This window comes from Arthrobacter sp. MYb229 (genome assembly GCF_002975405.1).
Taxonomy (GTDB): Bacteria; Actinomycetota; Actinomycetes; order Actinomycetales; family Micrococcaceae; genus Glutamicibacter.
On the sequence record NZ_PCPS01000002.1, the window covers coordinates 845,710 to 871,916 of the forward strand.

The 26,207-nt window shown below is 59.0% G+C and carries 28 protein-coding genes; 23 read left to right on the forward strand and 5 right to left on the reverse strand.

Translation table 11 applies throughout. The annotated features are described in order from the left end of the window. The first annotated feature begins 9 nt into the window (after window positions 1–9). The 12 genes from CQ019_RS10215 (at window position 10) to CQ019_RS18500 (ending at window position 9,786) form a co-directional block, all read left to right on the forward strand. Entirely contained in the window at window positions 10–1,044 is a 1,035-nt protein-coding gene (locus CQ019_RS10215; protein ID WP_105569618.1) for an ABC transporter permease, read from the forward strand. Window positions 1,045–1,053: 9 nt separating this feature from the next. Beyond that, a complete protein-coding gene (locus tag CQ019_RS10220; RefSeq protein WP_105552888.1) occupies window positions 1,054–2,028 on the forward strand; it encodes an ABC transporter permease in 975 nt (324 codons plus the stop codon). Further along, window positions 2,025–3,092 (forward strand): ABC transporter ATP-binding protein, encoded by a 1,068-nt coding sequence (locus CQ019_RS10225; protein WP_308727243.1) that lies wholly within the window; start codon window positions 2,025–2,027, stop codon window positions 3,090–3,092. Before CQ019_RS10220 ends, CQ019_RS10225 begins: the two co-directional genes overlap by 4 nt. Continuing rightward, window positions 3,089–4,165: an ABC transporter ATP-binding protein gene (locus CQ019_RS10230; protein WP_105569619.1), complete on the forward strand. Its 1,077-nt coding sequence runs from the start codon at window positions 3,089–3,091 to the stop codon at window positions 4,163–4,165. Before CQ019_RS10225 ends, CQ019_RS10230 begins: the two co-directional genes overlap by 4 nt. Before the next feature lie 174 nt (window positions 4,166–4,339). Then, window positions 4,340–4,657 carry a non-heme iron oxygenase ferredoxin subunit gene (locus CQ019_RS10235; RefSeq protein WP_105552891.1) on the forward strand — a complete coding sequence of 106 codons (318 nt, stop codon included), beginning with the start codon at window positions 4,340–4,342 and terminating at the stop codon, window positions 4,655–4,657. Then, on the forward strand, window positions 4,658–5,803 hold the full coding sequence (locus CQ019_RS10240; protein WP_105569620.1) for an NAD(P)/FAD-dependent oxidoreductase: 1,146 nt from the start codon (window positions 4,658–4,660) through the stop codon (window positions 5,801–5,803). Further along, window positions 5,800–7,056: an MFS transporter gene (locus tag CQ019_RS10245; protein WP_105552893.1), complete on the forward strand. Its 1,257-nt coding sequence runs from the start codon at window positions 5,800–5,802 to the stop codon at window positions 7,054–7,056. Before CQ019_RS10240 ends, CQ019_RS10245 begins: the two co-directional genes overlap by 4 nt. 42 nt (window positions 7,057–7,098) lie before the next feature. Further along, a complete protein-coding gene (locus CQ019_RS10250; RefSeq protein WP_258133509.1) occupies window positions 7,099–7,572 on the forward strand; it encodes a DedA family protein in 474 nt (157 codons plus the stop codon). An 88-nt stretch (window positions 7,573–7,660) separates the two neighbouring features. Next, complete coding sequence (locus tag CQ019_RS10255; RefSeq protein WP_105552895.1) at window positions 7,661–8,149, forward strand: Lrp/AsnC family transcriptional regulator; 489 nt, start codon at window positions 7,661–7,663, stop codon at window positions 8,147–8,149. Between the two features lie 302 nt (window positions 8,150–8,451). Further along, on the forward strand, window positions 8,452–8,691 hold the full coding sequence (locus CQ019_RS10260) for a hypothetical protein (protein ID WP_146113356.1): 240 nt from the start codon (window positions 8,452–8,454) through the stop codon (window positions 8,689–8,691). Window positions 8,692–9,064: 373 nt separating this feature from the next. Then, window positions 9,065–9,430 (forward strand): hypothetical protein, encoded by a 366-nt coding sequence (locus tag CQ019_RS10265; protein ID WP_105569622.1) that lies wholly within the window; start codon window positions 9,065–9,067, stop codon window positions 9,428–9,430. A 206-nt stretch (window positions 9,431–9,636) separates the two neighbouring features. After that, a complete protein-coding gene (locus CQ019_RS18500) occupies window positions 9,637–9,786 on the forward strand; it encodes a hypothetical protein (RefSeq protein ID WP_181148398.1) in 150 nt (49 codons plus the stop codon). Here the strand turns inward: CQ019_RS18500 and CQ019_RS10275 are convergent. After that, entirely contained in the window at window positions 9,783–10,004 is a 222-nt protein-coding gene (locus CQ019_RS10275) for a DUF1049 domain-containing protein (protein ID WP_105569623.1), read from the reverse strand. The two genes, CQ019_RS18500 and CQ019_RS10275, sit on opposite strands and share 4 nt — an antisense overlap. Then, the gene (locus tag CQ019_RS10280) at window positions 10,001–10,654 is read right to left on the reverse strand and encodes a TetR/AcrR family transcriptional regulator (protein WP_105569624.1); all 654 of its coding nucleotides are present in this window, start codon (window positions 10,652–10,654) and stop codon (window positions 10,001–10,003) included. Before CQ019_RS10280 ends, CQ019_RS10275 begins: the two co-directional genes overlap by 4 nt. 105 nt (window positions 10,655–10,759) lie before the next feature. On the opposite strand from CQ019_RS10280, the gene CQ019_RS10285 reads away from it, so the two are divergent. The 5 genes from CQ019_RS10285 (at window position 10,760) to CQ019_RS10305 (ending at window position 16,290) form a co-directional block, all read left to right on the forward strand. Continuing rightward, the gene (locus tag CQ019_RS10285) at window positions 10,760–12,172 is read left to right on the forward strand and encodes an NAD(P)/FAD-dependent oxidoreductase (RefSeq protein ID WP_105569625.1); all 1,413 of its coding nucleotides are present in this window, start codon (window positions 10,760–10,762) and stop codon (window positions 12,170–12,172) included. A 2-nt stretch (window positions 12,173–12,174) separates the two neighbouring features. Further along, window positions 12,175–13,032, forward strand: coding sequence for a universal stress protein (locus CQ019_RS10290; protein ID WP_105569626.1), 858 nt, complete (start codon window positions 12,175–12,177; stop codon window positions 13,030–13,032). A 78-nt stretch (window positions 13,033–13,110) separates the two neighbouring features. Further along, window positions 13,111–14,619 (forward strand): APC family permease, encoded by a 1,509-nt coding sequence (locus CQ019_RS10295; RefSeq protein ID WP_105569627.1) that lies wholly within the window; start codon window positions 13,111–13,113, stop codon window positions 14,617–14,619. 74 nt (window positions 14,620–14,693) lie between these two features. Beyond that, complete coding sequence (locus CQ019_RS10300) at window positions 14,694–15,098, forward strand: low molecular weight phosphatase family protein (protein ID WP_105552904.1); 405 nt, start codon at window positions 14,694–14,696, stop codon at window positions 15,096–15,098. Further along, window positions 15,082–16,290, forward strand: coding sequence for an MFS transporter (locus tag CQ019_RS10305; protein ID WP_105552905.1), 1,209 nt, complete (start codon window positions 15,082–15,084; stop codon window positions 16,288–16,290). The genes CQ019_RS10300 and CQ019_RS10305 overlap by 17 nt, the downstream gene beginning before the upstream one ends. On the opposite strand, the gene CQ019_RS10310 is transcribed toward CQ019_RS10305, so the two are convergent. Further along, window positions 16,287–16,775 (reverse strand): Lrp/AsnC family transcriptional regulator, encoded by a 489-nt coding sequence (locus CQ019_RS10310; RefSeq protein ID WP_105552906.1) that lies wholly within the window; start codon window positions 16,773–16,775, stop codon window positions 16,287–16,289. The genes CQ019_RS10305 and CQ019_RS10310 overlap by 4 nt on opposite strands. 242 nt (window positions 16,776–17,017) lie before the next feature. Between CQ019_RS10310 and CQ019_RS10315 the strand changes: the two genes are divergently transcribed. After that, window positions 17,018–17,212, forward strand: a complete 195-nt coding sequence (locus CQ019_RS10315; protein ID WP_105552907.1) for a helix-turn-helix domain-containing protein — start codon at window positions 17,018–17,020, stop codon at window positions 17,210–17,212. Window positions 17,213–17,285: 73 nt separating this feature from the next. Here CQ019_RS10315 and CQ019_RS10320 read toward each other — a convergent pair whose 3' ends face one another. Then, a complete protein-coding gene (locus CQ019_RS10320) occupies window positions 17,286–18,062 on the reverse strand; it encodes a MerR family transcriptional regulator (RefSeq protein ID WP_105569628.1) in 777 nt (258 codons plus the stop codon). Between the two features lie 146 nt (window positions 18,063–18,208). On the opposite strand from CQ019_RS10320, the gene CQ019_RS10325 reads away from it, so the two are divergent. The 3 genes from CQ019_RS10325 to CQ019_RS10335 all read left to right on the forward strand — a co-directional run bounded on the left by CQ019_RS10325 (window position 18,209) and on the right by CQ019_RS10335 (window position 21,193). After that, window positions 18,209–19,432 (forward strand): MFS transporter, encoded by a 1,224-nt coding sequence (locus CQ019_RS10325; RefSeq protein ID WP_258133510.1) that lies wholly within the window; start codon window positions 18,209–18,211, stop codon window positions 19,430–19,432. A gap of 446 nt (window positions 19,433–19,878) precedes the next feature. Beyond that, on the forward strand, window positions 19,879–20,733 hold the full coding sequence (locus CQ019_RS10330) for a hypothetical protein (protein ID WP_146113357.1): 855 nt from the start codon (window positions 19,879–19,881) through the stop codon (window positions 20,731–20,733). 112 nt (window positions 20,734–20,845) lie between these two features. After that, a complete protein-coding gene (locus CQ019_RS10335) occupies window positions 20,846–21,193 on the forward strand; it encodes a cupin domain-containing protein (RefSeq protein ID WP_105552911.1) in 348 nt (115 codons plus the stop codon). Here the strand turns inward: CQ019_RS10335 and CQ019_RS10340 are convergent. Continuing rightward, complete coding sequence (locus CQ019_RS10340; RefSeq protein ID WP_105569630.1) at window positions 21,190–21,957, reverse strand: 4'-phosphopantetheinyl transferase superfamily protein; 768 nt, start codon at window positions 21,955–21,957, stop codon at window positions 21,190–21,192. The two genes, CQ019_RS10335 and CQ019_RS10340, sit on opposite strands and share 4 nt — an antisense overlap. A gap of 324 nt (window positions 21,958–22,281) precedes the next feature. Here CQ019_RS10340 and CQ019_RS10345 point away from each other — a divergent pair, with 324 nt between their 5' ends. After that, window positions 22,282–24,120, forward strand: a complete 1,839-nt coding sequence (locus CQ019_RS10345; RefSeq protein WP_105552913.1) for an SH3 domain-containing protein — start codon at window positions 22,282–22,284, stop codon at window positions 24,118–24,120. A gap of 377 nt (window positions 24,121–24,497) precedes the next feature. Beyond that, on the forward strand, window positions 24,498–26,060 hold the full coding sequence (locus CQ019_RS10350; RefSeq protein WP_105569631.1) for an arylsulfotransferase family protein: 1,563 nt from the start codon (window positions 24,498–24,500) through the stop codon (window positions 26,058–26,060). Window positions 26,061–26,207: the final 147 nt, after the last annotated feature.

A 26,207-nucleotide genomic window follows, 5' to 3' on the forward strand; every position in this document is an offset into this window, starting at 1 on the left:
CACGGTCACATGCTCACCTATCTGCGTAAAAGGATCATCTCCTCTGGCCTGCCGTTGCTGGTTGTCATCGTGGGCGTTTTCGCACTGGCCCGGATGACCGGCAACCCGGCGGCGCTCTACCTGCCGTTGAATGCCACCGAGGCCATGCGAGAGGACTTCGCGGTCCGCAACGGACTTGACCAGCCGATCTGGGTGCAAATGGCACAGTATTTCGGCGGAATTCTCCGTTTGGATTTCGGCGAATCGATGCGCACCGGTGAAAGCGCGGGCGCCATGGCGTTGCGGGCTTTCCCCGCAACGCTGCAGCTGGCCGGCACCACGATGGCCCTCGCGATTGTGCTGGCGGTTATTGTGGGTTCCGCCGCGGCGCTGAAGCCCAACGGCATTTTGGACAGATTCTCCAGCTTCCTGTCCATGACCGCCGCGTCCATCCCAGATTTCTGGCTCGCGATCGTAGGAATCTGGGTGTTCGCCATCACGCTCGGCTGGGTTCCTACCTCCGGGGTGGTGGGCATGGCGGCCTGGGTGCTGCCGGTGGCGACATTGGTGATGCGACCCTTCGGCACGTTGGTCCAGGTGGTCCGCGGAGCCATGGTCTCTTCACTGTCTGAACCGTATATCAAGCTGGCGCGCGCCAAGGGTGCAACCCAATATCGGGTGGTCGGAGCGCATGCATTGCGCAATGCCGCTGCCCCGGGGCTCACCGTCGCCGGTGACCTGACGGTGGGACTGGTCAATGGCGCGGTGGTGGTGGAGACCATTTTCGGTTGGCCGGGCATTGGCAAGCTGATGATCGACTCCATTCTGCAACGGGATTTCGCGGTGCTCCAGGCCTGTGTGCTGCTGACCGCGGTGGCGATCTTTGTCCTGAACATCCTGATCGATATCGGCTACGCGCTGCTGGATCCGAGGGTTCGACCCAGCGCCGGGGCGCGCAAGCGCCGCAAGGCGCGAGTCGAGCACCGTGGACAGCAAAACGGTCCAAAAGCACCCACCACCCCAACTACTACCGGCTCGGCGGCGACCGCCGTGCTCGACGCTTAGGGGATAGCCATGACACAAATCCAAGATCAGCCGGTGCCCGGCAAGACGGTTAAGACATCGGTCGCCCAACGACTGGGGCGGCCGAGCATGCTGAGCATGCTGCTGCGCGATAAATTTGCCACCGTAGCCGCGGTAATTCTCGGCTTCGTCCTGCTGACTGCGGCTTTCGGGCCATCCCTGATGGGTGAACTGGCCACCAATCAAGATCTGATGTTCATGAATAAGGCGCCATTTGATCCGGCAAATGGCTGGGCCTATTTTCTGGGTTCGGATTCGCTGGGCCGTTCCATGCTTGCCCGGATGGTTGTCGCGACCCAGACCACATTGCTGGTCGCCGTTCCTGCGGTGCTCGTTGCCCTCTTCCTCGGTTCGCTCTGGGGAGTTTGGGCGGGCTATCACCGCGGCCGGCGCGAAAATATCTCAATGCGCCTGGCGGACATCATCATGTCCTTTCCCTCGTTGCTGCTTGCCGTAGTTGTTCTTTTTGTTTTCAGCCCGTCGGCTGCAAATATTGTGCTAATTCTGGCGATTACCCGCATCCCGATCTACATGCGTACCGCACGGGCCGAATCTGCCGAGCTGCAGTCGCGCACCTTTGTGGACGCGGCGCGGACCTTCGGAACCAAACCCAACTCGATTATCGTGCGGCATGTGATCCCGGTCGTCACCCCGACCCTGCTGACCCTGGCGACCCTGGAATTCTGTTTCGTAATGCTCGCCGAATCCTCGCTGTCATTCCTGGGGATCGGCATCCAGCCACCAGACGTTTCCTGGGGGCTGATGGTCGCCCAAGGACGCCAGTACCTGCAGACCGCCTGGTGGCTTTCGATCCTTCCGGGGCTTGCCATTGTGATCACGGCGGTGGCCGCCAACGTGCTGGCCGCATGGATGCGCATTGCCACCGATCCGGCCCAACGCTGGCGATTGACGCTGGATAAGCAGGCAAAGAAGGACCTCACCGCAGTAATCAAGGACGCGAAATGATGACCGAGATGCTTGAACCGACAGCGCAATCAGATCCGCCTACCGACACGGTGCTCGAAGTCACCGGACTCGACGTGGACATACGCACTCCGCAGGGAACCGTGAGGGTGGTCAGCCAGGTGAGTTTCGCCGCGCGGCGCGGCCAGACGCTAGCCCTGCTGGGCGAGTCCGGGTGCGGGAAATCGATGACCGCCAAGGCCATTGCCGGGCTGCTCGACCCGGTGGCCTCCGTCGCCGGCGGCACCGCGGTACTCGATGGCCAAGACCTGAACCAGATGAATCCGAAACAGCGCCGGGCGGTCGCCGGCCCCGGGCTGGGTATCGTCTTCCAAGACGCGCTGACCGCACTGAATCCGGTCTATACCATTGGCACTCAGCTGGGGGAGGCGTTCCGCATCCACCGTGGGGCCAGCAAGAAGCAGGCCAAAGCCGAGGCGATCGACCTGATGCGCCGGGTAGGCATACCGGAACCCGAAACCAGAGTGAACTCCTACCCGCACCAGTTCTCCGGGGGCATGCGCCAGCGCATCCTGATCGCGATGGCCGTCGCGCTCAGTCCGCAGTTGCTGATCGCCGATGAGCCCACCACCGCTTTGGACGTGACGGTCCAGGCGCAAATCATGTTGTTGCTGCGTAAATTGCGTACCGAACAGCAGATGGCGGTTGTGCTCATTACCCACGACCTCGCGGTGGTGGCGGAAGAAGCCGACGAGGTGTGCGTGATGTATGCCGGAAACGTCGTTGAGCAAGGCAGCGTCGACAAGGTGTTCTCTCACCCCACCCACCCATACACCAAGGGGTTGCTCGAGTCGGTGCCGACCGATGCGCAGCGCGGCGAAGGGCTGTCTTCGATTCCGGGCAGCCCTCCGGAACTAACCAAGATTCCTGCCGGATGCGTCTATCAGGATCGCTGCCCGCTGGCGAGTGCTATCTGCCGTCAAGAGCGCCCGCTGCTGCGGGACACGGCAGATGGACAACGCGCGGCGTGCCACTTCGCCGAAAAGGTGTCAGCGGCCAAGACCGACAACGATGATGCCAACAACGTCAAGGAGGAAATCCGATGAGCACTTCGCCTAGTATGAGCCCCGAGAACGTGCTGGAGGTCAAGGACTTGTCCAAGACCTTCCACGTATCGGCCGGGGCCGCCGGAAGCCAAGAGCTACGGGCCCTGGACGGCATTAATCTCCATGTACGCCAGGGCGAAACCCTTGGGCTGGTCGGAGAATCGGGGTGCGGCAAATCAACGCTTGCCCGCACCCTGATGATGCTGGAGACTCCGGATACGGGGACCGTGCGCTTTGAAGGGCAGGACCCCTTCGCCCTGCGGGGCAAGGAATTGCTTACCTGGCGACGCCGAGTGCAAATGGTATTTCAAGACCCCTTCGCCTCGCTTAATGCCCGCATGACCGCGGGGCAAATCATTACGGAGCCCTTTGCAACACACAAGGACCTGTATCGAGGAACCGCGGCCAAGAACAGAAGGCTGAATGAACTGCTGGATCTGGTGGGGCTGCGCGCAACAGATGCCGCCAAGTCTCCGCAGGAATTTTCCGGAGGACAGCGGCAGCGCATTGGGATTGCCCGGGCGCTGGCTTTGGACCCCGACCTGATCATCCTTGACGAGCCGGTCTCTGCCCTGGACCTCTCGGTACAAGCGCAGGTGCTCAATCTGCTCAACGATCTGCAGCAGGAGTTGGGCGTGAGTTACATCTTCATTTCCCACGATCTGTCGGTGGTTCGGCACGTCACCGACCGGGTCGCGGTCATGTATTTGGGCCGGATCATCGAATCTGGATCCACCGAGCAGGTCTTCGACGCGCCTCTTCATCCGTACACCGCCTCGTTGATGTCCGCGTCGCCGAAGCTTGATCCCGCTAAACGTCCGGCCAGGCGAATCGTGTTGCAAGGCGAGCTGCCATCACCGCTGGATCCACCGTCGGGGTGCCGCTTTCGCACGCGGTGCTGGAAAGCACAACCCATTTGCAGCGCAGAGCGGCCAGAAAAGATGACTAGAAATGACTCTGGTCAAGTCAGCTTGGGGATCCCCGGAGTCGGACCGGGCGCCGGAGCGCATGTGGCCGAATGCCACTTTCCTGTGGCTGATCCCTCCGAAGCGGGACTAATTCCTGCAGGTTAAACCGGCACTCGATGCACGCTGCTGGAGGCCGTGCCGGCGCTGCATGTCACGGCCTCCAGCAAGCCAGCGCGTAGCAGGCCAGATTGCATTGCATCATAGTGGCCTGCCAGATAGGTGAGTGAGGGGCGAAAGTGACAAGATGGTTCCAGACGTGTTCAACAACAAGGAGTCATCGTGAGCTACCAAGTCGGTCCCGCAGAACAGATTTCCAGAGGAGACGCTCTGCTGGTCCCCGCCAGTGACAGCGGCGCCAGCGAAGACATTGCGATTTTCCATGCAGCAGACGGCAATTTTTATGCATTGCAGGACGAATGCCCCCATGAGATCGCTTCGCTCTCCGACGGTTGGGTCGAAGGGTGCGAGGTTGAATGCCCATTGCACGCCTCCACCTTCGATTTGAAGAGCGGAAAGGTGCAGTGCCTTCCCGCCACCGATGACGCGCGCACCTACAAGGTTGCGGTAGTTGACGGGAATTTGGAGCTAGATATCTAAATGCCGTCAGTTCATATTGTCGGCGGTGGCGTTGCCGGATTTACCCTTGCGCGCGAATTGGTCAACAAGGGATATTCCGGAAGCATCAAGATCAGTGACCCCGAGGGGCTTCCCTATGACCGGCCACCGCTAAGCAAGTCGCTGCAGCGTGAGCACTTTGTTCCGCTCTCGTGGTTCGAGGAACATGGTGTGGGGCTGGTCCAGGAATCGGTCACCGAACTGAGCGTACCCACGGAGCCGGACGATTGGGTAGTGCTCGCCACCGGCACCACTCCCAACAAGCTTCAGGTGCCAGGCACAGAATACGCGCGCAGCCTGCACAGCGGAGAAGACGCCGTTTTTCTGTCGTCGATGCTGGAAGATGGAATGTTCGGCCAACGAGTCCTCATCATCGGCGCCGGACTGGTCGGTGCGGAGTTCGCCGCCACCGCAAAAATGCTCGGAGCGCAGGTGACCCTCGTGTCCAGCTCTTCGGCTCCGCTGTCCAAAGTCTTGGGCACAGACATGGCAACGGCGCTGCATGCCGAGCATTCCCGCCGCGGGATTACCTCGATGACGGGGGCGGTGACCGAGCTCGGTCCGACGCACGCGATGGTTTCCGGTCGGCGGATCGATGCAGAAATCATCGTTGCAGCAATCGGTGTCACCGCCGAAACCACGCTCGCAGCGGATATGGGGTTGGAAATCAACGACGGGATTGTTGTCGATGAATCCCTGCGCACCACCAGTCAGCGGCAGGTCCTTGCTATTGGGGACGCCGCGCGCATGGTTCAGCGGCCTCGTGCGGTGCACTGGGAAGCCGCCATGGAGGATGCAGCCATTGCTGCCGCAACCATCATGGGCACCGAAGCAACCGCACACTCGGTTCCTTGGTTCTGGTCTGACCGCCACGACAGCCACGTCGAAACGGTGGGGGACTTCGGCAAGGCAAGTCGAACCATTTCGCGGTTGAACCGGCGCGGCCAGCTGCAGGTACTCTTTGGTTTGGACGAGTCCGGAAGCCTGATCGCCGCATCAATGGTCGATGGCGGGCTGATGTCCAAGGCAGTTAAACGACTTATTGCCCGAGGCGTGACCCCGAGCATTGAAGAACTACGAGACCCACTGGTCGGTCCTCGCGACCTTGGACGGCAGGACCAAACATGATCACAGAACGTAATTCGCGGTTGCCCGAAGCTCTTCGCGTTCCGACGAAGCGCGTAGGAGCCGGATGGATAGCCGCGGTCGTCATTGTCCATATCGGCATCAATGTCGGCTTTTTCGCGCCGATTCAGGTGCTGCTTGGCCTGCACGCCGAACAGCTGGACGCCAGCCAGAAAAACGCCATTCTTTCGCTGGTCACCGGTGTGGGCGCGGCGGTGTCGCTGGTTGCCAACCCGTTATTCGGTGCCTTGAGCGACCGGAGCACCTCGAAATTTGGCCGACGCGTCCCGTGGGTGATGTGTGGAACCGTCTTTGCCGCGCTGGCATTGCTCTTGATGTCCACCGCGCAGACGGTGACCATGCTGGTAATCGGCTGGGCGTTGATGCAGGCAGCCGGCAACGCGGCACTGGCCGCGATCTTCGCGGCCATCCCGGATAAGGTGCCGGTGGAACAACGCGGACTGGTCGGTGGACTGGTAGCACTGGGCCAGACCTGTGGTTCGCTTATTGGTGCGGTCATCGGCATGGTGGCCGCCTCGAACCTGGTTTTCGGCTATGCCATGGTCGCTACTGCGGTGGCGATCTGCGCCATTCCATTCGTATTGATGCGCCAGGACGTGCCGTTGCCCAAGGGAACGCTGGAACCGTTGAAACTCTTGGAATTCATCAAGAGCTTCTGGATCAACCCCCTGCAGTACACCGATTTCGGGTGGGCCTGGCTGACTCGATTCCTGCTGTATCTGGGCAGCCAACTATGTTTGGTATATCTGCTCTTCTTCTTGCAAGACGAACTGCATCATCCGGAACCAGCCACCGGGGTGCTGGTGCTGACCGCCATTTACGCCTTCTGCGTGATCTTCTCCTCGGTGATATCTGGACGCTTGTCAGATCGGGATGGGAAGCGCAAGAAGTATGTAATCATCTCCTCGGTCATCGTGGCCATTGCTGCCCTCACGTTGGCTTTCGCCTCTTCCTTTGGCACCGCAATCATTGCCGCAGTACTGCTGGGCATTGGTTTCGGAGCCTACCTAGCGGTGGATTTTGCCCTGCTAACCCAGGTCCTTCCGCATGAAGACTCACGGGGCAAGGATCTGGGCATGATCAATATTGCGAACTCCCTGCCTCAGGTCGTAGCCCCGCTTGTCGCTTGGCTGTCGGTGACTTGGTTCGGCGGATATTCAACCTTGTTCATCTGCTCCGCGGTGATCAGCCTCGTAGGTGCCGTACTGGTCACGAAGATCAAAAGTGTCCCGTAGCGGTAAATGACAATTGATTGGCTGGTGAATGAGGCACCTTTCATGGTGACTTTCACATTCTTCTTTTTCGGAGCGATGCTTCGCGGCAACGCGACCTATTGGGTAGGCCGCGCAGTGGCACGCGGGGTGGAAAACACCCGGTATCAAAGAATCATGCACGGAATTGTGTACCGGCGTGCCCAAAGATTCATTGCACGGTGGGGAATGCTTGCGGTTCCATTGTGCTTCCTCACCGTTGGAATTCAGTCTGCGGTTAATGCCTCGGCCGGGGCTAGCCGGATGCCGCTACGGCGCTACCTGCCTGCGGTGACGGTAGGAGCGCTGGCCTGGGCCTTGATTTACACGACCATTGGCATGGCGGTGTTCTACGCCTGGCTCTCGCTGGATTGGCCGTATATTGTTGCTGCCTTGTTGGCCATCGCGGTGATCGTGTATTTTTTCCTCCGCTACCGCAAGCGCAATTCCGAACGGATCAGCGGTGCTGCTTCCGAAGAGAGCATGCCTGATCAATCATGAACTCACTATGATGTTGTTCTAGAGAATGTAAAGACGTCCAAGGCGGCAAGGCCCAAAAAAACTTGGTAGTGAAAGCTGGTGCAAATAGATGCTCAATAACCCCGCGTCTGGCGAAAAAAGAACTGCCCAGCTCGATGAGCTAGACCGACGGTTGTTGGCGCTGCTCTCGGAGAATTCACGTAGAACTAATAACTCGTTGGCCGAGGAATTGGGAATTGCGGCATCCACCTGCCTGGCTCGACTAAATGCCCTACGCGACTCCGGAGTCATCTCCCGATTCACCATCGAGGTCGATCCGCAAGTTCTTGGTCGGGAGCTCGAGGCGCTGATCTTCGTCAAAATACGTCCGGGCGCACGTCACCTGATGTCCAGCTTCGCTTCGGACATGCGTGCTAAACCCGGGGTCCGCCAGCTGTTCTTCCTCGGCGGCGCCGACGATTTCGTCCTGCACGTTGCTGTCCGGAACTCCTCAGATGTGCGGCAGTTCGTCTTGGACAACCTGTCAGCGAATCCCGCGGTGGCCACCACCCAAACTTCTCTGGTCTTTGAACACAGCCATGGCACCGACGAGTATTAACGAATGGTTGCAACCCGGTTGGCACCCCTCGACGATACTGACGTTTGGATGAGAACGTATCGGGAATATGGTCCACAACGGAATCGAAGCCAGCGTGCGAAAGTAGAACGATTTGCAGGCTTCGGAAACACGCTCTCGATTCGTACTTCCTGACGATAGCGACTGGCATTATTCGAATAAAAATGCTAAGATGAACGTTCTCTTCCGAGGTGAGGCGTTTCGAAGTCGCGAACCATCGCTGATGATGCCTCGGTCGAGGCTAGCCGCATCCGCGGTTGAGTTTTGAGGAGGCCGAGAACTTAATGAGTGTTGACGTAACTGTACTGGCCGCATTGGTCACCCTTACGGCGCTTGTTGGCGCCAGTATCTATCTGGTCGCGAAATACCGGCGAACACACGAAGCAGAGATCCGCGAGTCGCTGATTCGGCAGGCAAATAAGCATGGCGTCGCATCCCCGGAGAACCTGACGAATCAGGAGCTCAAGGCACATATTCACGAAGCTAAGCGCGACCGCAAGCAAGGGCAGATGAAGACCGCCTAGCAGGTATCGGCGCGCTACCTTCAATGGCGGCGGTGAATAGAACATTTCGGATTCGCTCACCGCCGTCATTTATTTCCCCGCTCAGGCTCTTCGCTAGACCCGTCGCATTCGCCGCCTGAGTGATGATGGACGGGTCGCAAAACCTAGATTAGTTAAAGAATAAATAATCTTCAGAATCATATTTACGCTTTGAATTTTAGCCTCTTTGATAAATGGCGCAAGTCACCATTTTTGCCGTAACTTCCGGTTATTCATGCGGATTGAATCACAAGGTGCTGTGACGTTGTGAACGAATTAGAGGGTTCTGTAAAAAAGGGGAAAATTTATGGGCTTTACTGGAATTACGATGTTGGCAAAAATCTAGGAGCAGAACATGGGTGCGATCCCTCTCGGCGAAGACATACTCTTGGCCCGTCATGGCGCAAGTGTCGTCAAGTTTCGTCAGGATCGCAAAAACCGTGCAACTGTTGCCTATCTGCGTGGGGGCGCAACGGATTCGGCGTCGAATCTGCTCAGTGCCCGAGCGCTTAGTCCGGCAGAATCGATTAGCCGCGGAGCAGTTTCCTACCTGGAAGATGAATCGGTAGTCAGCCGCCAGGAAGTACGCTCGCTGGTGAAGATCTCTCTCGGGTTCAGCGCGGTGATGGGAATCGTCTTTGGCGGATTGCTGTTGGCTCTGTACAAGGTCGGTGGCAACGAGGCGATCGCGTCGCTGTCGACCATGGGTGCTATGCCCTAACTCCAGAATTTTCAAGCAGCTTGGGCGAAACCTATTGGTTTCGCCCAAGCTGCTTCTGTATTGCTGGTACTTCGGCTGTGTGCGCATCTCGGAGTGCCGCTGACAAGACTCGTAATTAAGAAATTCTGGGCATAGGATGGCGACAATCCCACGGATTGGAGCCCGACATGCGTTTCGTAATGGAAGTAAACTTCGACTCCGAGAGTATGAAGCTCAAGCCACTCGAGGAGTTGCAGAAGATACTCGCGGACTGGTCGAAGAATATCGCCATCTACCCGCTAGAGCCAGGCGCTCAGGGGGACATCCTCGATGCCGAGGGTGAAGAGGTTGGCGAATGGGCGTTCCTTGATGACTAATCCCGCTTCTTAGAGAACCGCCCGATCACATAACCTATGGCCAAAGTGGCGGAGAGCACGGCCCACAGCGGAGCGGCGGTGTGGAAGAGCAGCAGTTCCACACGCACGAATTGAAGGTTCTGCAAGATAAAGACCAGCGCAACAATTCCCAGCGCGATGGCTGCCCACTGTTTGGCCGAAAGCCTTGAACTCCCAGCAGGCGTACGGCTTTGCCTCATAGCTGGTCTCGCGAAGCCAGCAAGCCGAGCACCAGCGCGCGGATTCCGCGTCTGAAGGAATCGTCGCTGGTGTTGATTCCCGTCTCGCGCTGCGCCGCAACGGCCTGCGTGAAATTAGGGGTGGCATCTTGGCGATTGCTCGTGTCAAAAATGTCATGTGGCGCTGCGGTGTCCATGGCTGAGCCGAAGATGAACGACTCCAGGGCGACAATCGTCGGAACGATCTCGGATTCGGCGAGCCCGTAGTTTTTCAACGCCTTTGCCACATGCTCATACATGCCCAAGGTGCGTGGCGAATCGGCCACCGGGAGCACGGCGATAATCGGGATCAATGGAATGTGCTTGGCGAAAATACCGCGGTAGCTGGTAGCCCAGTGAATCAGCGCCTCGTGGATTTCTAGTTTTTCGAAGGCGGAGGTGTCCACCTCCGCCATCACCAATTCCTGAATCCATTGCAGCAGGTCTTGCTTGGAATCCACGTGGTTGTAGAGGGCCGAAGGCGAGACCCCCAAGGACCTGGCCAGTTGCTGCATGGTCAGTGCGTCATAGCCGTCCTGCGATACGAGACCCAGCGCGTGCTCGGTGATGCGGTCACGGTTGAGTATCGCTGTGCGTGGTCGACCGGCCCGTCGGGCACCTTCGGTGGTCATTCCAATTTCCCCCTGACGTGGCATGCTTCACAAGCGCATGTTCGTACTCTATGCTATACGCAGAGGTAAATGAACCAAATTCATTTAGCGTTGAGGAGAATTACCATGAAACAAATTGAACGTGACGTCGTTGTGATCGGTGCTGGGCCATCGGGTCTGACCGCCGCCTTCGAACTGCAAAAATGCGGCAAGACCGTGGCGGTGCTCGAAGCGCGTGACCGTGTAGGCGGGCGCACCTGGAGCGAAGAAATGGACGGCGCCACCATTGAAATCGGTGGCCAGTGGATCAGCCCGGATCAGACCGGATTGTATTCGCTGATCGACGAGTTGGGCATCGAAACCTTCGAACGCTACAAAGCGGGCAAGAGCGTCTATCGAACCACCGATGGCGAGAGCATCGTCTATGAAGGCGCGGATTTCCCGGTCGCGGCAAGCACCGTAGTCGAAATGAACAAACTCATTGAGCTGATGAATGAGCTTGCGGCACAGATGAATCCAGACAAGCCATGGGAGCACCCGCGCGCCAAGGAGCTGGACATGGTCTCCTTCCATCATTTCTTGCGCGAACATTCGGCAGACAATCTCGCCTGCGAAAACATTGGGCTATTTATCGCCGGTGGCATGCTGACCAAACCGGCGCACACCTTCTCGGCATTGCAAGCGGTGCTGATGGCATCCTCGGCAGGATCTTTCGACAACCTTGTTGATGAGGATTTCATCCTTGACCGTCGCATCGTGGGCACCATGCAGGGAGTTTCCAAAACGGTGGCCGCGCGCCTCGGCGACGACGTATTCCTGGAGAATCCGGTGTTGAAGCTCGAATGGTCTGAAGATGGGGTAATCGCCCACGGAGCTACCGTCAGCGTGAAGGCCAAGAAGGCTGTCATTGCAGTTCCGCCGAACCTGTACTCGCGCATCAGCTATGTGCCGGCGCTTCCCCGCAAGCAGCTGATCACCCACCAGCACCACTCCATGGGTCTAGTGATCAAGGTCCATGCCGTGTACGAGACGCCGTTCTGGCGAGAAGCCGGGCTATCCGGAACCTGTTTCGGCCCAAGCTCCTTGGTCCAGGAACTCTATGACAACACCTACACCGGAGAAAGCACCGGTACCCTGGTCGGTTTCATCTCTGACGTCAACGCCGATGCCATGTGGGAACTGAACGAAGAAGACCGCAAGGAGCAGATCCTGCAGGGGATCTGCGAATTCCTCGGCGAGAAAGCCTTGGAGCCAAAGGTCTTCTACCTTTCGGATTTCGGCGCCGAAGAATGGACCCGCGGGGCCTATGCCACCAGCTACGACTTGGGCGGCCTCTCGCGGTTCGGCGCAACCCAAAATGACAACGTCGGACCGCTCTACTTCTCCTCCTCAGATCTCGCCGGAGAAGGATTCCAGCACGTGGATGGCGCCGTGCGAATGGGCCGCCGCTCGGCCGCACGAATCATCGCCGAGCTTGACGGGGCCAGCTACGACGAAAACTATGACGGTGTGGCTCCACTGAATAAGGTCACCGCCTAGCCATGAAATTGCTTGTAGGATACACCGCAGATCAACGCGGCGCCGAAGCCATCGAACTGGCCGCGGCCCTGGTGCAGGGCACCTTGTCACCCAGCCTGGTGATCGCGATAGTGCTCCCTGCCAGTACCCCGTTTAGCACCGTCTATCCCGGCGGGGACCACGGATTCGACTCGATTCTCTCCGCCAAGGTCGATGAATGGGCCGCCCACGCGCTGAACCAGGTCCCGGCGGGAGTCACCGTTCGCGTGGTAGCCCGCTCGGTGCCTTCGGTGGCCGAAGGTCTGATGGAGCTGGCCGAAGACAGCGGAGCCCATGGGATCGTCTTGGGCGGACGCAAACGCCACCGGGCGGGTTTCTTCATGCCCGGTGGCGTGGCGAACGCGCTCCTGCACGCTTCGAGCGTTTCGGTGATCATGTCCAGCCCGCAAGCGCTAGCCTCGCTGCGTGCGGCCCAAGGGAGGATCACCCGCATGACAGCCTTCGTGGGGGACCGCCCCGGGGCACGCGAGGTGATCGCCAGCGCAGCTAGATTCGCCACAGCCCGTGGCGTGGATTTACGTGTGGCCACCCTCGTGGCTGACTCTGATGTGTCTGACCCGGCCACCGAGCTGAACCAGCATCTGGTGCGCACCAGGAAGTTCCTCACCGAACTGACCGACTCCATGGGACTGCAGGCATCCGTTGAAGTGGTTTCGGGGCAAAGCCTGGATGAGGCCATCGAGTCCCTGGAATGGATTGATGGCGAATTCGCCATTCTTGGCTCGGCGCGGCTTGCCGCCACCCGGCGCCTATTCATCGGTCCCAAGGCACAACGAATTCTGCGCCAGCTCAACGTCCCCATGGCCGTGGTGCCGAACTAAAATCCGTGGAGCGGGCGCTGCCCGCACCCTGGACAGACGACGACGCCTGCCCAGCATGAACCCCAGAAGGTAATCACTATGTCGCAAGATCTCAGACGGGACACCGTCGAGCAACCGGACACCGGCCTGCACTCCAAGGGCCTGTCCACCGGCACCGTAGGCGTGCTGGGACTGGTCGTGATCGGTATTTCCTGTATTGCCCCGGCCTACACCTTGACCGCCGGTCTAGGCGCCACGGTGTCCGAGGTCGGCACGCAACTTCCGGCCATCTTGCTGGCGGGTTTCATTCCGATGCTGCTGGTGGCACTGGGCTACCGCGAGCTAAACAACGCGATGCCGGACTCGGGGACTTCATTTACCTGGGCCACCCGCGCCTTTGGTCCCATGATCGGTTGGATGGGTGGCTGGGGGCTGATCGCGGCGACGGTGATCGTCTTATCGAATCTGGCGGCCGTAGCCGTGGATTTCTTCTATATCCTCATCGCCCAGCTCACCGGCAATCAAGCGATTGCCGAGCTGACGGATAATCTTTGGGTCAACATTCCCACCACACTGGCCTTTATCGCCGCGGCGGCTTATATTTCCTATCGCGGACTGAACGCAACCAAGGTGTTTCAGTATATTTTGGTCGGTTTCCAAGTATCGGTGCTGCTGCTCTTTGCCGTCATGGCCTTCACCAACAGCACGCCCTTTGACCGCACGCCGATCACCTTAGACATGTTCAACCCGGCGAGCGTGGATTCATTTTCGGCCTTTGCCGCGGGCATCTCGCTATCCATCTTCGTGTTCTGGGGATGGGATGTCACGCTGACCATGAACGAAGAAACCACCGACCCCAACAAGGTACCCGGACGCGGCGCGACCTGGACAGTGCTCCTGATCATCGCCTTGTATCTAGCGGTTTCCTTGGGAGTCCTCTACTGGGCAGGTGTGGGTGAAACCGGGCTCGGGGCAGGCAATGAAGCGAACCAAGAATCGATTTTTGCGGTGCTTTCGGGGCCGATCATGGGTCCACTGGCCATCCTGATGTCATTGGCGATTCTCTCCTCCTCGGCAGCCTCGCTGCAGTCAACCATGGTGTCTCCGGCACGCACCTTGCTCGCCATGGGCTACTACAAGGCCTTGCCGCCGAGCTTCGCCAAGATTTCGCCACGCTTCATGTCGCCCTCAGTAGCTACCATCGTCTCGGCAGCTGCCGCCGCGGTGTTCTATGTCGTGACCCGGCTGATCTCCGAAAATGCATTGTGGGACACCATCACGGCGCTCGGGCTGATGATCTGCTTCTACTACGGACTGACGGCGCTGGCCTGCGTCTGGTATTTCCGCGGTGAACTATTTACCAACGTGCGGAATTTCTTCTTCAAATTCTTGGCTCCTTTGGTCGGCGGTGTGGTGCTGCTGGTAATGTTCTTCAGCACCGCCGTCGAATCGATGAACCCCGATTACGGTTCCGGATCCGCGATCGGCAATGTGGGAATGGTCTTCATCCTCGGCGTAGGTGTGCTGCTGCTTGGCGTAGCAATCATGCTCTTCACCAGGGTGCGGCATCCCGCTTTCTTCAAGGGAGAAACAATCAAAACGCGTTGAGCGCAGCCATAATGTGCCCTCAACAAATATCATTGAACCACCCACGAATGCCTTGTGGGTGGTTCAATGAGTTCATGGCTACTTCGGTTCTTTTTATCTGCTCGCGCAATGCAGGCAAGTCGCAAATGGCTGCGGCATTGATGGATCTTGTTTCTGGCGGCACGGTCACCAGCTATTCGGCCGGTACAAACCCTGGCACCGTGATCAATCACGAGGCGGTCGATTCTTTGGCCGAAACCGGTGCAGACATGTCTGCCGGAACGCCTAAGGCTATTGATTCATCGGTCGTGGAGAAGGTGGACCGCGTAGTCATCTTGGGGAGCGAAGCCAACCCTAGCATTGACGAAGCGATCCCCACCGAACGCTGGATCACCTATGAACCGAGCGAAGACGGGGTCACCGGTGCGGAACGGATGAATATGATCCGTGACGAAATTGCAGATCGCGTTCGCGAACTGTTCCATGAACTGGAGAAGTAAGATCACCACGAGCAAGACCAAGCAGGGCAAGAATTCATGGTGGCTTCCAGGCATCTGCCTAGTCCTCACTGGCTGGTGCGCCAACCAGTACGTATCGCTTATTAGCTGGTACCAGCAGCACCGCGAGTTGAACGAAATTGAAGCGATGCTGGTGATGGGTAGCTATTTGCTCGGCATGATCCCCACTTTGCTCTTGGGCGGGCCTCTGGCCGACAAATTTGGCCGCAAGCCGTTCACGCTGCTGGCGCTGACCGCGTCCACGCTGGGTTCGGTTGCCATGATGTTCGGCATGGTGAACGACTCCGGGTTGTATCTCGGACGTGTCTTCACCGGAATGGGGATGGGACTGGCGATGGTCGCGGTGACCAGCTGGGTTAAAGTACTGAGCGTCGGTCCGGCAGGAGCCACTCGTGCGGCCCTGTGCACCTCGGCAGGCTTTGCCTTGGGACCGATAATTTCCGGGGCAATAGTTGGCGCGAGCGCTAGCCCCGAACTGGCTTATGGAATTCACGCCGTAGCTGCTGTGTCTTGGCTGCTGCTGATCACCACAGTCAAGGAAGAAAAAGCTCCCAAACTTCGAACAGCTGGAGGCAGCACCACGGCGGAGAATCTCGCCCGCTTCAGATTCGTCGTTCTTCCAGCGGCTCCGTGGGTCTTTGGGCTGGCCGCTAGTGGCTTTGCCATAGTTCCCGCATTGAGCACGGACGCTGGCCAGTCATCGCTGTTCTACACCACCGCCGCGGTTGCCATCACCATGGGCATGGGAGTGATCATCCAGCCACTGGCCAAACGATACAACAACACCAGCAAGGTGAACCTATTGCTCGCCGGGCTCACTCTGGCGGTCCTGGCTTTTCTCTTGATGATCGTGGTTTACACGACCGGCTCCGAAGCCTTGGGCGTCCTCGCCTTTATTCTCTCGGGTTCGGCAAATGGCGTCTTGCTGGTGGCTGGGTTGAGCCAGGTGCTTGACCTTGCCGGATCGGCAGAAATGGGCAAACTCACCGGACGGTTCTATGCGGTGTGCTTTATCGGATTTAGCTTCCCGACCCTCTTCGCCATGTGGCGTCCATTCGCGGACCCCATCTGGTTTATCGCGTTGCTAATCGGGCTTTGCTTGCTCAGCATGGTGTGCGTATTTGCCGCGCGTAGAAACCTTCCGGCAAGGACACTGGATCTAGTAGCTAGCTAGTTCTTGGTTCCGCTGAGTTTCTTGAGCAATTCGGTGGTGCGGTAGGGGATCACGTCGCGCAGAATCATCGAGGTAGATGTGCGCGTGATGCCAGGACATAGGCGGATCTCTTCGGAGACTCGATATAGATCATCTGGATCGGTGGCCGAGACGCGGATCAACAAGTCGGTTTCACCGGCCGGTGCAACACATTCGAGTACCTCTGGGATGCCGCGAAGTGCCTCGATGGCTTCATTCAAACTTGACTGGTTGAGCTCTGCACTGACGAACGCGCTGACTCCGCGCCCCATCGAGCTTGGCAGGATCCGTGCGGTATTTGGACGCAACGCGCCAGAGTGGGCCAGCCGTTCCAGCCGGGTCTGCACGGTGCCGCGGGCCAAACCCAGCTGCTGTGCCAGCATCATGATCGGCACTCGGGGATCGGCATCCAGGGCCAACAGGATTCGGCGGTCGGTCTCATCGAGCTGATACGTTTCCGAATGCATATGGAGTTTCTCCTGTGCTGGCAAGTTGGGTGGGCGGCGGCGTAAGTGCCTTCATAGGATTTTAGTCAAAATGACCAGCCGCACCCAAGTGTGTTGCACGGTCTGACCGGTTTTGTTGCGTCTAACTCATTATGTGTCATCGCCCGGATGCAGTCGAATCTTCGAACACCGACTTATCCACAACTTGCCTATTCCCACACCAAATAACCGCAAATAACAGTAACCTATCAAGTATGAGGTTTATGAGATTGGAAGACGTCGCCGAAGAGTTGAACGTCAAGCTTCCGCAGGTACGCGCACTGGTGAAAAGCGGCGAGCTTCCGGCGATACAGATTGGTGGACGTGGCATGTGGCGGGTCGAAAGGGTCGAATTGGAAAACTACATTCAGCACCGCTATGCCCAAGCCCGCGACGAAATCAGCGACGGCAGCGAATAGCGCATGTGTAGGCGACAGCAGTAAATCCCGACCGAGGGACAGCCCCGGACGGGATTTACCTCTAGGAGTGCAACTACCCCTGCATAAAACGTTCCAAAGATGCCTTCACAAAGGGAGCTTGGTCTACGTAGTTCTTCGCGAATCGTTCATCGGCCACGTACATCTCGGCCAACCCCAATACATATTGCCTAAGCTGTGCTTCATCTCCCTCATGGCCCGGGGTTCCGGGGATGCTATTGAGCCAAGCTACATGCTCCGCAGCAATTTGTTGGGCTCGGTCACCAGTTGGGTCTATGCCTGAACGCCCAGCCTGTATCCACTTTTCATTTAGGTCTTTCACCTGCTGCAGCTGTGCGGCCTGTTGGTCCTTCGACTGTCCGCGCCACCACTGATCCGACTTTACGTAGCTCTCTTGGCCCCAACGGGCGACTACCTCGTCTTTGTATTGTTCGTTGAAGCCGTCGAAGGCTTGATCTACATTCATGCTCTCTCCTGATCTTAGCGATTGGATGGTGTGCCTCAGGGCGTTGATTTGGGCATCTAAAGCAGTGCGTTGGTTCCACAACTCGGTGATATGGGTTTGGAGGGCAGAAATCTCATCTTGATGCTCATCAATGATTTCGCCAATGGTTTCCAGCTTCAGTCCCAACTGACGCATTAGAAGAATGCGCTGCAGGCGCACCAACTCATGCCGGGTGTAAAAACGGTACCCATTGTCTGCGGTCCAGCTCGGATGGAGTAGACCGATATGGTCGTAGTGGCGCAGGGTTCGACTGCTCACACCTGCGGCCCGTGCCACTTCACTGATCGAGTGCGCACCACCGGGATTGGTCGACAGAAAATCGTTCATGGCTACCACGCTAAGGGTTGACGCAGCGTCAAGGTCAAGGCGTAATGATGTTTCTGCAGACAAAGTTGTCCTGCAAATGCCAACCTTGTGTAGATTTACTATGAATGCCGATTTCGGCACCGACTGCACCCGCACCAGGAGCGGACTTGGCACCGACCATTACCCAACGCCGTTGGGCGCTGTATACGCTGTTTTTCCTCCCCGGGCTGACGATGTCCTCTTGGGTAACCCGTACACCGGCCATTCGCGATCTGCTCGAAGCTACCCCCGCCAAGATGGGGCTTGTGCTCTTCGGCTTATCCGTAGGATCGATGCTTGGAATTATCTTCTCCGGAAAGCTCGTTGCGCGTTTCGCGGCCCGTCCGGTGATCCAAGCAGGCTCATCCGCCGTGGTTATCTCTATGCCGCTGATTGGAATAAGCGCCCACTTCCAATTGGAATGGTGCGTCGCCGCGGGTCTATTCATCTTCGGCGCCGGAATGGGCAGTGCAGAAGTTGGCATGAACGTGGAAGGCGCCGAGGTGGAACGAATCACCAAGAAGCCATTCCTTGCGAGCCTGCACGGCTTCTTCTCGCTCGGTACCGTCATTGGGGCGAGCCTCGGGATAGTCTTCACGTCGCTGGCCTTCCCTGTAATTTGGCACTTGGTGCTCAGCGGCCTGCTTTCCCTCGCGCTATTCCTCTACGTCAATCGCTATCTTCCGCAGGGAACCGGAAAAATCGATACGCACAGGCAGGATGGAGAAGTGCCGCAGCGCACCGCGCGGTTGTGGCTGGATCCTCGCTTGTTGCTGATCGGCTTCATCGTCTTGGCGATGGCGCTCGCCGAAGGGTCCGCCAATGATTGGCTCCCGCTGGTCATGGTGGACGGCCACGGGTTTGACCCGGCCGCGGGCTCCCTGATTTTCACCGGCTTCGCGTTGGCGATGACCATTGGCAGGTTCTGCGGCGGCTGGTTCATCGCACGTTTCGGCGCGAGCCGGACCTTTGCCGTGAGCGCCTTCCTCGGTGCGTCCGGCCTGTCCGGCGTCATCTTTCTCGATAACCCGGTTCTTGCAGGCAGCGCAGTCATTCTGTGGGGAATCGGCACCTCGCTCGCATTTCCGCTGGCGATTTCTGCCGCTGGAGCCTCAGGAAATGATCCTGCAGGACGCGTCGCCGTAGCAGCAACTATTGGATACATCGCATTCCTGGTCGGCCCGCCACTCCTCGGATTCGTGGGTGATGAATTTGGGCTGCGTCAGGCATTGATCCTGCCTTTGGGGTTTGTCATCGTGGCGATGTTCTTGTCCTCCGCGGTGTCCGAGCGAAAGATCAAGATTGAAAGAGTCCATAGCGAAGCCGTTGAAGACAGTGATCCACGACACTAAATTCAGTGGATTCGGCAGAATGTCGACTCTAAGGTACCTCAAAGTATTAGGACTGATCATATTGATCACTCATCAACAGGTCGGTTGCACACAGTGATTGATTTGGTATTTACTGGTTTCAGTTGAAGTCATCGGGTTACCACCTGGCATGGCTTACGCCGGTCACCGTAAAGATCACCCACATCTTCGCGGGCGCATCTAGACACGGGACAAATACACCGTCGTCGGGCATCAAAAGGTCTGATCAAGAGACCCGTACACGCTTCCCCGTTTGAGGGGAAACGTGTACGGGTCTCTTTGGCGTTGTGCCGCGGGGCAGTGCAGCCCAAAACGATCCGAACCGCCGTATGCGGTGAACTTGTCGACGCTGTGACACCGGTGGCCGACGCGCTGAAATAGCTCCTGAGGTCCTAGAATCAGACTCGCTCCTCTGACAGAATGAGCCCGTGGGAGCACATACGTTGAATATGAGAAGCAGCCGGAACTTCTGGAGTCCCTGGTGGGCCCAGATCGTTGCGGGGTTATTCGTTGTACTTCTTGCGGTTGCTCCTTGGCTTTGGTTGTGGCTTGGCCAACGAGACGAGTCGCTGTTGCCTGCTCCGGATTCCGACGCAGCGGGCCTGATTATTGTTTTGTCCCTTGTCGCTCTGCTCGGTGGTTGGTTTGCCCGAGCCATAGGGCGGCGCGCGACGAGCTTCGCGATTCTGACCGATGTGGGCATGATGCTCTTCCTCTTGGGACTAGCGGCGCATTGGATATTGGGCGGCGAGCCGAATTTTCTGCAGGGGGGTGCCAGCCCCGAAACTCAAAGGGAGCTATGGGTTTTCGGAACGCTGCTGGTGATTTCCCAGATCCTCTATTTTGTCATCGCAAAATTGCGGCTGAGCGTGGTGGCCCTGCTGGTCGCAGTGCTCGCATTCAGCGTGGGGCAATGGATGCAAATGGTGGCGACGTATACTCCGGCCGATCCAAACATCTATTCCTCGCTGACCTATGCCGGCCCGTTGCTGCTCGGATTCGTGCTGGGATTCCTTGGTTTTCTCCGAGCCTGGCATCTGGTTCTCTGGATTATTGCCTTGGCAATTCAATGGATCATGCCCGCGGTGATCTCCGCGGTGGTCACGATCTTGGAAAACCCTGAGGGGTCATGGGGCGCATCCTTGAGCAGATTCGGCGAGCTGACCGTAGCTGCCGTACGGCAATCCGACTGGATCATTCCGGCGTTGGTGACGCTTGCGACGGCGATGCTGGTGAGCGTCATTCTGCTAATTGTCCGCAAGGTCAGGCGGCGCTCCTACTAGCCCCGCTGCGGCCAATGCGCTCGCAGCCTTGGAATGCAGGCAAATTCTGGAATACTCGAAGGAGATTGGACCTCCAGCACCGGGCACCACCTGACGTAAAGGAAGATTCGTGATGGACAAGAACTACACCAAGGTAGCAAGTTCCCTGTTGGCTCAGGAATTGGGCGATCTTGAATTAGCGAATCCGATTAAGCCAGGGAGCTACTCGGCCCAGCGGATCAGTTCCGCTTCCGGCGCCACGCTCGTGCAGATCGCTTTTGACGCAGATGTCGAATTGGCCGAGCATAAGGCAGCCACTCCCATCATCGTGCAGGTTCTCGACGGGCAAGTGGACTTCAGCGTCGGTGATCAGACCCATCAACTGAGCTATGGCGGAATGATCCAGTTGGAGGCCGGTGTGGTCCACGCCGTTTATGCGGAAAACCCTGCCCGCATTTTGATTACCTTCATCGACGTTTAGCGCTGTAGTAGCTGGCCGTTCCCATCTCCGAATAATTCTGCGCTGAGTTCCACGACCGGCAGCGACACAGAAGCGGCCAATGCCGAGACATGGGTGGCAGGCACGGGCAGCCAGCGCAATTGGTATTCGGCCGGGCGCTTCACCTCGGTCCACTGACCTTTACGCTCGGCGCGAAGCGCACGCGCCGATAGCACCGGGACGGCGGACGGCTCTTGGCGTAGCCCCGTGCCGGAGGCTTTGAGCAGAGCCTCCTTGGCCGACCATGCGATGAGGCGCACCCTATCCGCATTGGCCTCTCGACGAACCAGTCTGCGTTCCGCGGCGGTGAGCGCCACGTCATCAAAACCGGCAAAGACGCCTTCGGGAGAAAAGCCGGGCCCCCGCTCAATGTCGACTCCAAGGTCGATCCTCTTCGGGCCGACTGCCGCGATGAACATTTTGCGGGTGCGCGAAAGCGAGATGGAATGCTCTGGGGATGCAGGTTTCCCATGCTCTACAGAACCGCACGAAGTGCAGCGACGTGAGATCCGCAGCTGCGCGGCCATCGCCAGATCGCCGTGCTGGACATGCGCCAGCAGTAAGCGCAGCAGCGTGCGTGCCCCGAGGAAGGCCTCGCGGTCTTCGGCCTGCAGGAAGTCGGTTGCGCGCCTCGCTTCGGTGCCAAGAATCTGCTCTGGACCGCCAAAGTTCTCCGCCGCCAGCTCGACCTCGCGGGCGGTAGCCACCGCGTAGAAAATCTGTGACTGAGAATTATCGATGCCCATGTGCTCAAGCCTACGTGCTGGAATTCTGGAGGGGACGCACAACGGGTCACGCCGGTCGAGGACCGGCGGAGCGCCTAGTGCATCGGAAAAGTAAGCCACCTTACCTCTGCGTGTTTTAAGACGTCGATCTGGGAAAATGATGTGCGAGTCGGGCCCGATTGTGGGAGGGTGTTGCGTAGAAGTACTTTCGGTGGCGAGCTTGGGGCGGCTCTCCTTGTGGGGTGGGTGCCGATTGAACGAACTAGCACAAGCCGCTCGGACATTGCCAGATGCCTTATGAACCGTGATGGATGAGCGTCGCCGACTGATATCAGGTAGGGACTTATGAGGAATCCGGGACGCACCGCAGCACTGGCCTTGGCCGTGACCATGACAATCGGAACCGGCGCTCAGGCAGCCGCAGCGCCACCGGCATCCGCAGATGTGCCGAACTCCTTGCCGACGGCGAAGCTCACCGTCCAATCCGCCAAATCGGCAACAATCAAGCGCACCACGGCAAACCTGCGGTTGCGCGAACGGGCCACAACCTCCTCAGCCACGTTGCTGGTGATCCCGATGGGCACCAAAGTCAGCGTGCTGGCGACCAGCCATGGTTGGAACAAGATCAAGTACGGCGGGAAAACCGGGTGGTCCGCTGGCTCATACCTGGAAAAAGACTCGTCCACCACGGATTCCAAGGGCGGTTCGGTGCGCTATACGACGGCGAACCTCAACCTGCGCACCGGGGCCGGGACCGGCTACCGTTCGCTCGGTGTGATCCCCAAGGGGGAGAAGGTCACGGTTTCGAAGACGTCCAGGGGATGGGCCAAGGTGACCTCGTCAAAGGGGACCGGTTGGTCCAGCGCCAGCTACCTGACCTCGAAGGGTTCTTCGTCGAAGCCGAGCATCCCGAAAACGGAATCTTCGGAGGGCTCGCGCTATACGACCGCCAACTTGAATCTGCGCACCGGGGCCGGAACCGGCTACCGCTCGCTTGGGGTGATCCCGGAGGGCGAAAAGGTCAATGTCCTGCGCACCTCGGGCAACTGGGCCCAGGTCTCGTCCTCGAAGGGGACCGGTTGGGTCAGCCGGACCTACCTGGGCGGTGGCGCCTCCAATTCCGGACCAGAGACCCCGCCCACCGCCAAAAAGTCAGCGTACACCACGGCAAACCTGAACGTGCGCTCCGGGGCCGGAACCAACCACCGTTCGCTCGGCGTGATCCCCAAGGGCGAGAAGGTCACTATCCACACGACCTCCAGCGGCTGGTCGAAGGTAAGCTCCTCTCAAGGCACCGGTTGGGCCAGCAGCGCGTATTTGTCCACGAGCGCCAAGAGCGACAGCCAGCCCAAGGATGACGACGACAGCGTCCGCCCTATCGGGGGCAGCACCCAGTGGACCACCGCGAACCTCAACCTGCGCAGTGGGGCCGGCACCAGCCATCGTTCGCTCGGCGTGATCCCGAAGGGGGAAAAGCTCACCGTCCACCTGACTACGGCGGGCTGGTCGAAGGTGACCTCCTCGGAGGGGACCGGCTACGTCAGCGCCGACTACCTGAGCGACGAAAAACCGTCCAGCGCGCAATACCGCTGGACAACCGGCAGCTTGCATCTGCGCACCGGCCCGGGGACCAATTATGCAAGCAAGGGAATTCTCCCGGCCTATGGGCGAGTGCAGCTGATCAGCGCGCAGAACGGCTGGGCCAAGGTGACCAGCGGCGTCGGCACCGGATACGTCAGCTCCCGCTACTTGAGCACCGCCGAGCTGCACCCGGTGCGCAGCGATACCCAAGGGGTCATCAAGCAGCTGCGGCAGCTGTTCGCCGGTGACTTCACCTCGCTGGGCACGGTGCGTCCCGGATCCGTTGGCCACAGCTCCGGCAAAGCCGTGGACGCGATGATCGGCAATTACCACAGCGCCGCCGGAATCGCCGCCGGAGACCGCATTTCCCAGTTCCTGCTGGACAACCGCAAGCAGCTGGGAGTCCACTACCTGATCTGGCAGGACAAGATCTGGCTATCTGAGGCGAAGGGCTGGGAGCCGTACTCGACCTCTGGCAAGTACGGCACCCAGTTCACCGACAACTGGAATGACACCACCCGGCATATGGACCACGTCCACGTGGAAACCTACGGCGATTCCGCCACCGGAGGCGCTCTGGATTACAGCGCGCTGAACGGCTAGGCAAGTAGAGGGCTGCGGATCCTGTCCCCTGAGGGCAGGGCCGCAGCCCTTGCGTTTCCCTGCAGGGGTATTGTGTCTCACCGCACGCGCAAGGACAGACTCTGCTGCGCTTCAGCCGCGGAATACGGCATGTTGGATCTCCACCGAGATCCTGTATTTCTTATTGCTTCGAGGAATGGAATGACCTGAAGCGATCATCCGGAAAAAGCGCCAATCGGTAAATCAGCAGTCCGGGCTCCGACCGGTGCCTGGCATGGGCGCTCTTAGCCGGGCGCAGCAATGGTAGTTGATAGCTGCCCGCGGTTACCTATCCAGCCATGACGGTGCCGCAGCGCTCAGCCCTTGTTATCCTCGGCCCAACGGTGTCATTCTGAGGTATGGGTGCGAACATCACTTGGTATCAACCTCGCCGCCGCCGGGCGTCGGCTGCAGCCATCGTGGCGGCGCTCGCCGTGCTGCTCTCCGGCTGTGCTCCCACCGAAGGGGCCGAGGACTACCCCGTGCCGCATCACAGCTTCGTCAGTCGCCCGGATCTGACGCCGCCGAAATTGGCAACTTCGCACGGCGAAACCGCGGCCGCGAAGCACGGGGGAATGACCGAGTATATTTTCTTGACCCCCGGCTACGAGACCGGCATTCCCTCATCCGGGGCGATGATCTTCGACGCCCAAGGCGAACTTGTCTGGATGGAACCGATCGACCCGGAGGACCCTAAGGACAACTATTTTGACCTTCGCCCGCAGGAATACCGCGGCGAAACGGTATTGACGGTCTATCAGGGCACCAGAGACGGAGGCCGCGGCAATGGCGAGATCCTCGTCCTCAACGCCGCCTACGAACAGATTGCCAGTGTCACCACCGGCGGTTCTCTAGGTCCGGGCAAAGCAGATTTCCACGACTCGACCATCACCGCAGCCGGCACCATGCTGATCGCTTCCTATGTGCCCACCCCGGCCGATCTGTCTGCCGTGGGAGGCCCGGAGGATGGAAACATCGAAGATGCGGTGATCCAAGAGGTCGACATTGCCAGCGGCGAGGTGATCTTCGAATGGAGCGCGCTGGATCATGTTCCGCTGACGCAGACGATGCTGGATTTCGACTCCGAACGGGCCGCGCAGACGGAGGACGAGGACGAACTGGGCACCGCGGAAAAGCCTTTTGACTACTTCCACATTAATTCGATAACAGAAGACCACGACGGCGCAATTCTCGTCTCGGCCCGGCATACTTCTGCGGTCTACCGGCTGGACCGCACCACCGGGGAGGTGGCCTGGACGTTGGGTGGATCGGCCAGCGACTTCGATCTCGATGAGGATGCCGTGTTCGCCTGGCAGCATGACGCGCAGCGAGCACCCGACGGGACGCTGACGCTGCTGGACAACCACGCCAAAGGAGATGAGAGCGAACGGTCCTCCCGGGGGCTGCGGCTGTCACTGGACGAGCGGGCAATGACCGCCTCGGTGGTCACCGAGTATGCTCCGCCGCAGGAACGGGCGGCCGGCAGCATGGCCAACGCCCAAGAACTGGCCAACGGCAACATGCTCATCGGCTGGGGCTCGCAGTCCTATTTCTCGGAATACAACCATGATGGTGAATTGCTCTACGATATCTGCCATGGCGATGCCTGCTACCCGGAAGGATTCTCTGGGGGAGGCACCAGCTACCGGGCGTACAAGGCTGCGTGGCACGGGCAACCATCGACCGACCCGCAGCTCACGCTCCGGGATCGCACCGCATACGTCTCCTGGAACGGTGCCACCGAGGTCGCGCAATGGCGCCTGCTAACCGGGGACGACGCGGCAACCGCAAGCGAACAGGCCACCGTCGAACGGGAGTCCTTTGAAACAGCCATCCCGTTGCCCGGCGATGCACGGTACGTCGTTGTTGAAGCCTTGGACGGCAACGGTGAGGTGCTTGGCAGCGCAATGCACCAGGAGTAAGCGACTGGCAGGTAGGCCGGTGTGGATTTCGACAGCTCGGCTCGTCGGGTTAGCTCGCTGACTCCGACACAAGTGGCCGCTGCATCGCCGAAGGCCCGGAGCAAGGCCATGGCCTTGTCTTCGGCGGTGCGTGCATCGCGGGATTCC

Coding starts and splice junctions, on each gene's coding strand:
- CQ019_RS10300 (WP_105552904.1), top strand. CDS start 14,694: ATGGCTACTTCGGTTCTTTTTATCTGCTCGCGCAATGCAGGCAAGTCG.
- CQ019_RS10245 (WP_105552893.1), top strand. CDS start 5,800: ATGATCACAGAACGTAATTCGCGGTTGCCCGAAGCTCTTCGCGTTCCG.
- CQ019_RS10315 (WP_105552907.1), top strand. CDS start 17,018: ATGAGATTGGAAGACGTCGCCGAAGAGTTGAACGTCAAGCTTCCGCAG.
- CQ019_RS10350 (WP_105569631.1), top strand. CDS start 24,498: ATGGGTGCGAACATCACTTGGTATCAACCTCGCCGCCGCCGGGCGTCG.
- CQ019_RS10305 (WP_105552905.1), top strand. CDS start 15,082: ATGAACTGGAGAAGTAAGATCACCACGAGCAAGACCAAGCAGGGCAAG.
- CQ019_RS18500 (WP_181148398.1), top strand. CDS start 9,637: ATGAAGCTCAAGCCACTCGAGGAGTTGCAGAAGATACTCGCGGACTGG.
- CQ019_RS10340 (WP_105569630.1), bottom strand. CDS start 21,957: ATGGGCATCGATAATTCTCAGTCACAGATTTTCTACGCGGTGGCTACC.
- CQ019_RS10295 (WP_105569627.1), top strand. CDS start 13,111: ATGTCGCAAGATCTCAGACGGGACACCGTCGAGCAACCGGACACCGGC.
- CQ019_RS10290 (WP_105569626.1), top strand. CDS start 12,175: ATGAAATTGCTTGTAGGATACACCGCAGATCAACGCGGCGCCGAAGCC.
- CQ019_RS10285 (WP_105569625.1), top strand. CDS start 10,760: ATGAAACAAATTGAACGTGACGTCGTTGTGATCGGTGCTGGGCCATCG.
- CQ019_RS10220 (WP_105552888.1), top strand. CDS start 1,054: ATGACACAAATCCAAGATCAGCCGGTGCCCGGCAAGACGGTTAAGACA.
- CQ019_RS10320 (WP_105569628.1), bottom strand. CDS start 18,062: ATGAACGATTTTCTGTCGACCAATCCCGGTGGTGCGCACTCGATCAGT.
- CQ019_RS10215 (WP_105569618.1), top strand. CDS start 10: ATGCTCACCTATCTGCGTAAAAGGATCATCTCCTCTGGCCTGCCGTTG.
- CQ019_RS10265 (WP_105569622.1), top strand. CDS start 9,065: ATGGGTGCGATCCCTCTCGGCGAAGACATACTCTTGGCCCGTCATGGC.
- CQ019_RS10230 (WP_105569619.1), top strand. CDS start 3,089: ATGAGCACTTCGCCTAGTATGAGCCCCGAGAACGTGCTGGAGGTCAAG.
- CQ019_RS10240 (WP_105569620.1), top strand. CDS start 4,658: ATGCCGTCAGTTCATATTGTCGGCGGTGGCGTTGCCGGATTTACCCTT.
- CQ019_RS10255 (WP_105552895.1), top strand. CDS start 7,661: ATGCTCAATAACCCCGCGTCTGGCGAAAAAAGAACTGCCCAGCTCGAT.
- CQ019_RS10335 (WP_105552911.1), top strand. CDS start 20,846: ATGGACAAGAACTACACCAAGGTAGCAAGTTCCCTGTTGGCTCAGGAA.
- CQ019_RS10260 (WP_146113356.1), top strand. CDS start 8,452: ATGAGTGTTGACGTAACTGTACTGGCCGCATTGGTCACCCTTACGGCG.
- CQ019_RS10225 (WP_308727243.1), top strand. CDS start 2,025: ATGATGACCGAGATGCTTGAACCGACAGCGCAATCAGATCCGCCTACC.
- CQ019_RS10275 (WP_105569623.1), bottom strand. CDS start 10,004: ATGAGGCAAAGCCGTACGCCTGCTGGGAGTTCAAGGCTTTCGGCCAAA.
- CQ019_RS10345 (WP_105552913.1), top strand. CDS start 22,282: ATGAGGAATCCGGGACGCACCGCAGCACTGGCCTTGGCCGTGACCATG.
- CQ019_RS10310 (WP_105552906.1), bottom strand. CDS start 16,775: ATGCATTCGGAAACGTATCAGCTCGATGAGACCGACCGCCGAATCCTG.
- CQ019_RS10280 (WP_105569624.1), bottom strand. CDS start 10,654: ATGACCACCGAAGGTGCCCGACGGGCCGGTCGACCACGCACAGCGATA.
- CQ019_RS10250 (WP_258133509.1), top strand. CDS start 7,099: ATGGTGACTTTCACATTCTTCTTTTTCGGAGCGATGCTTCGCGGCAAC.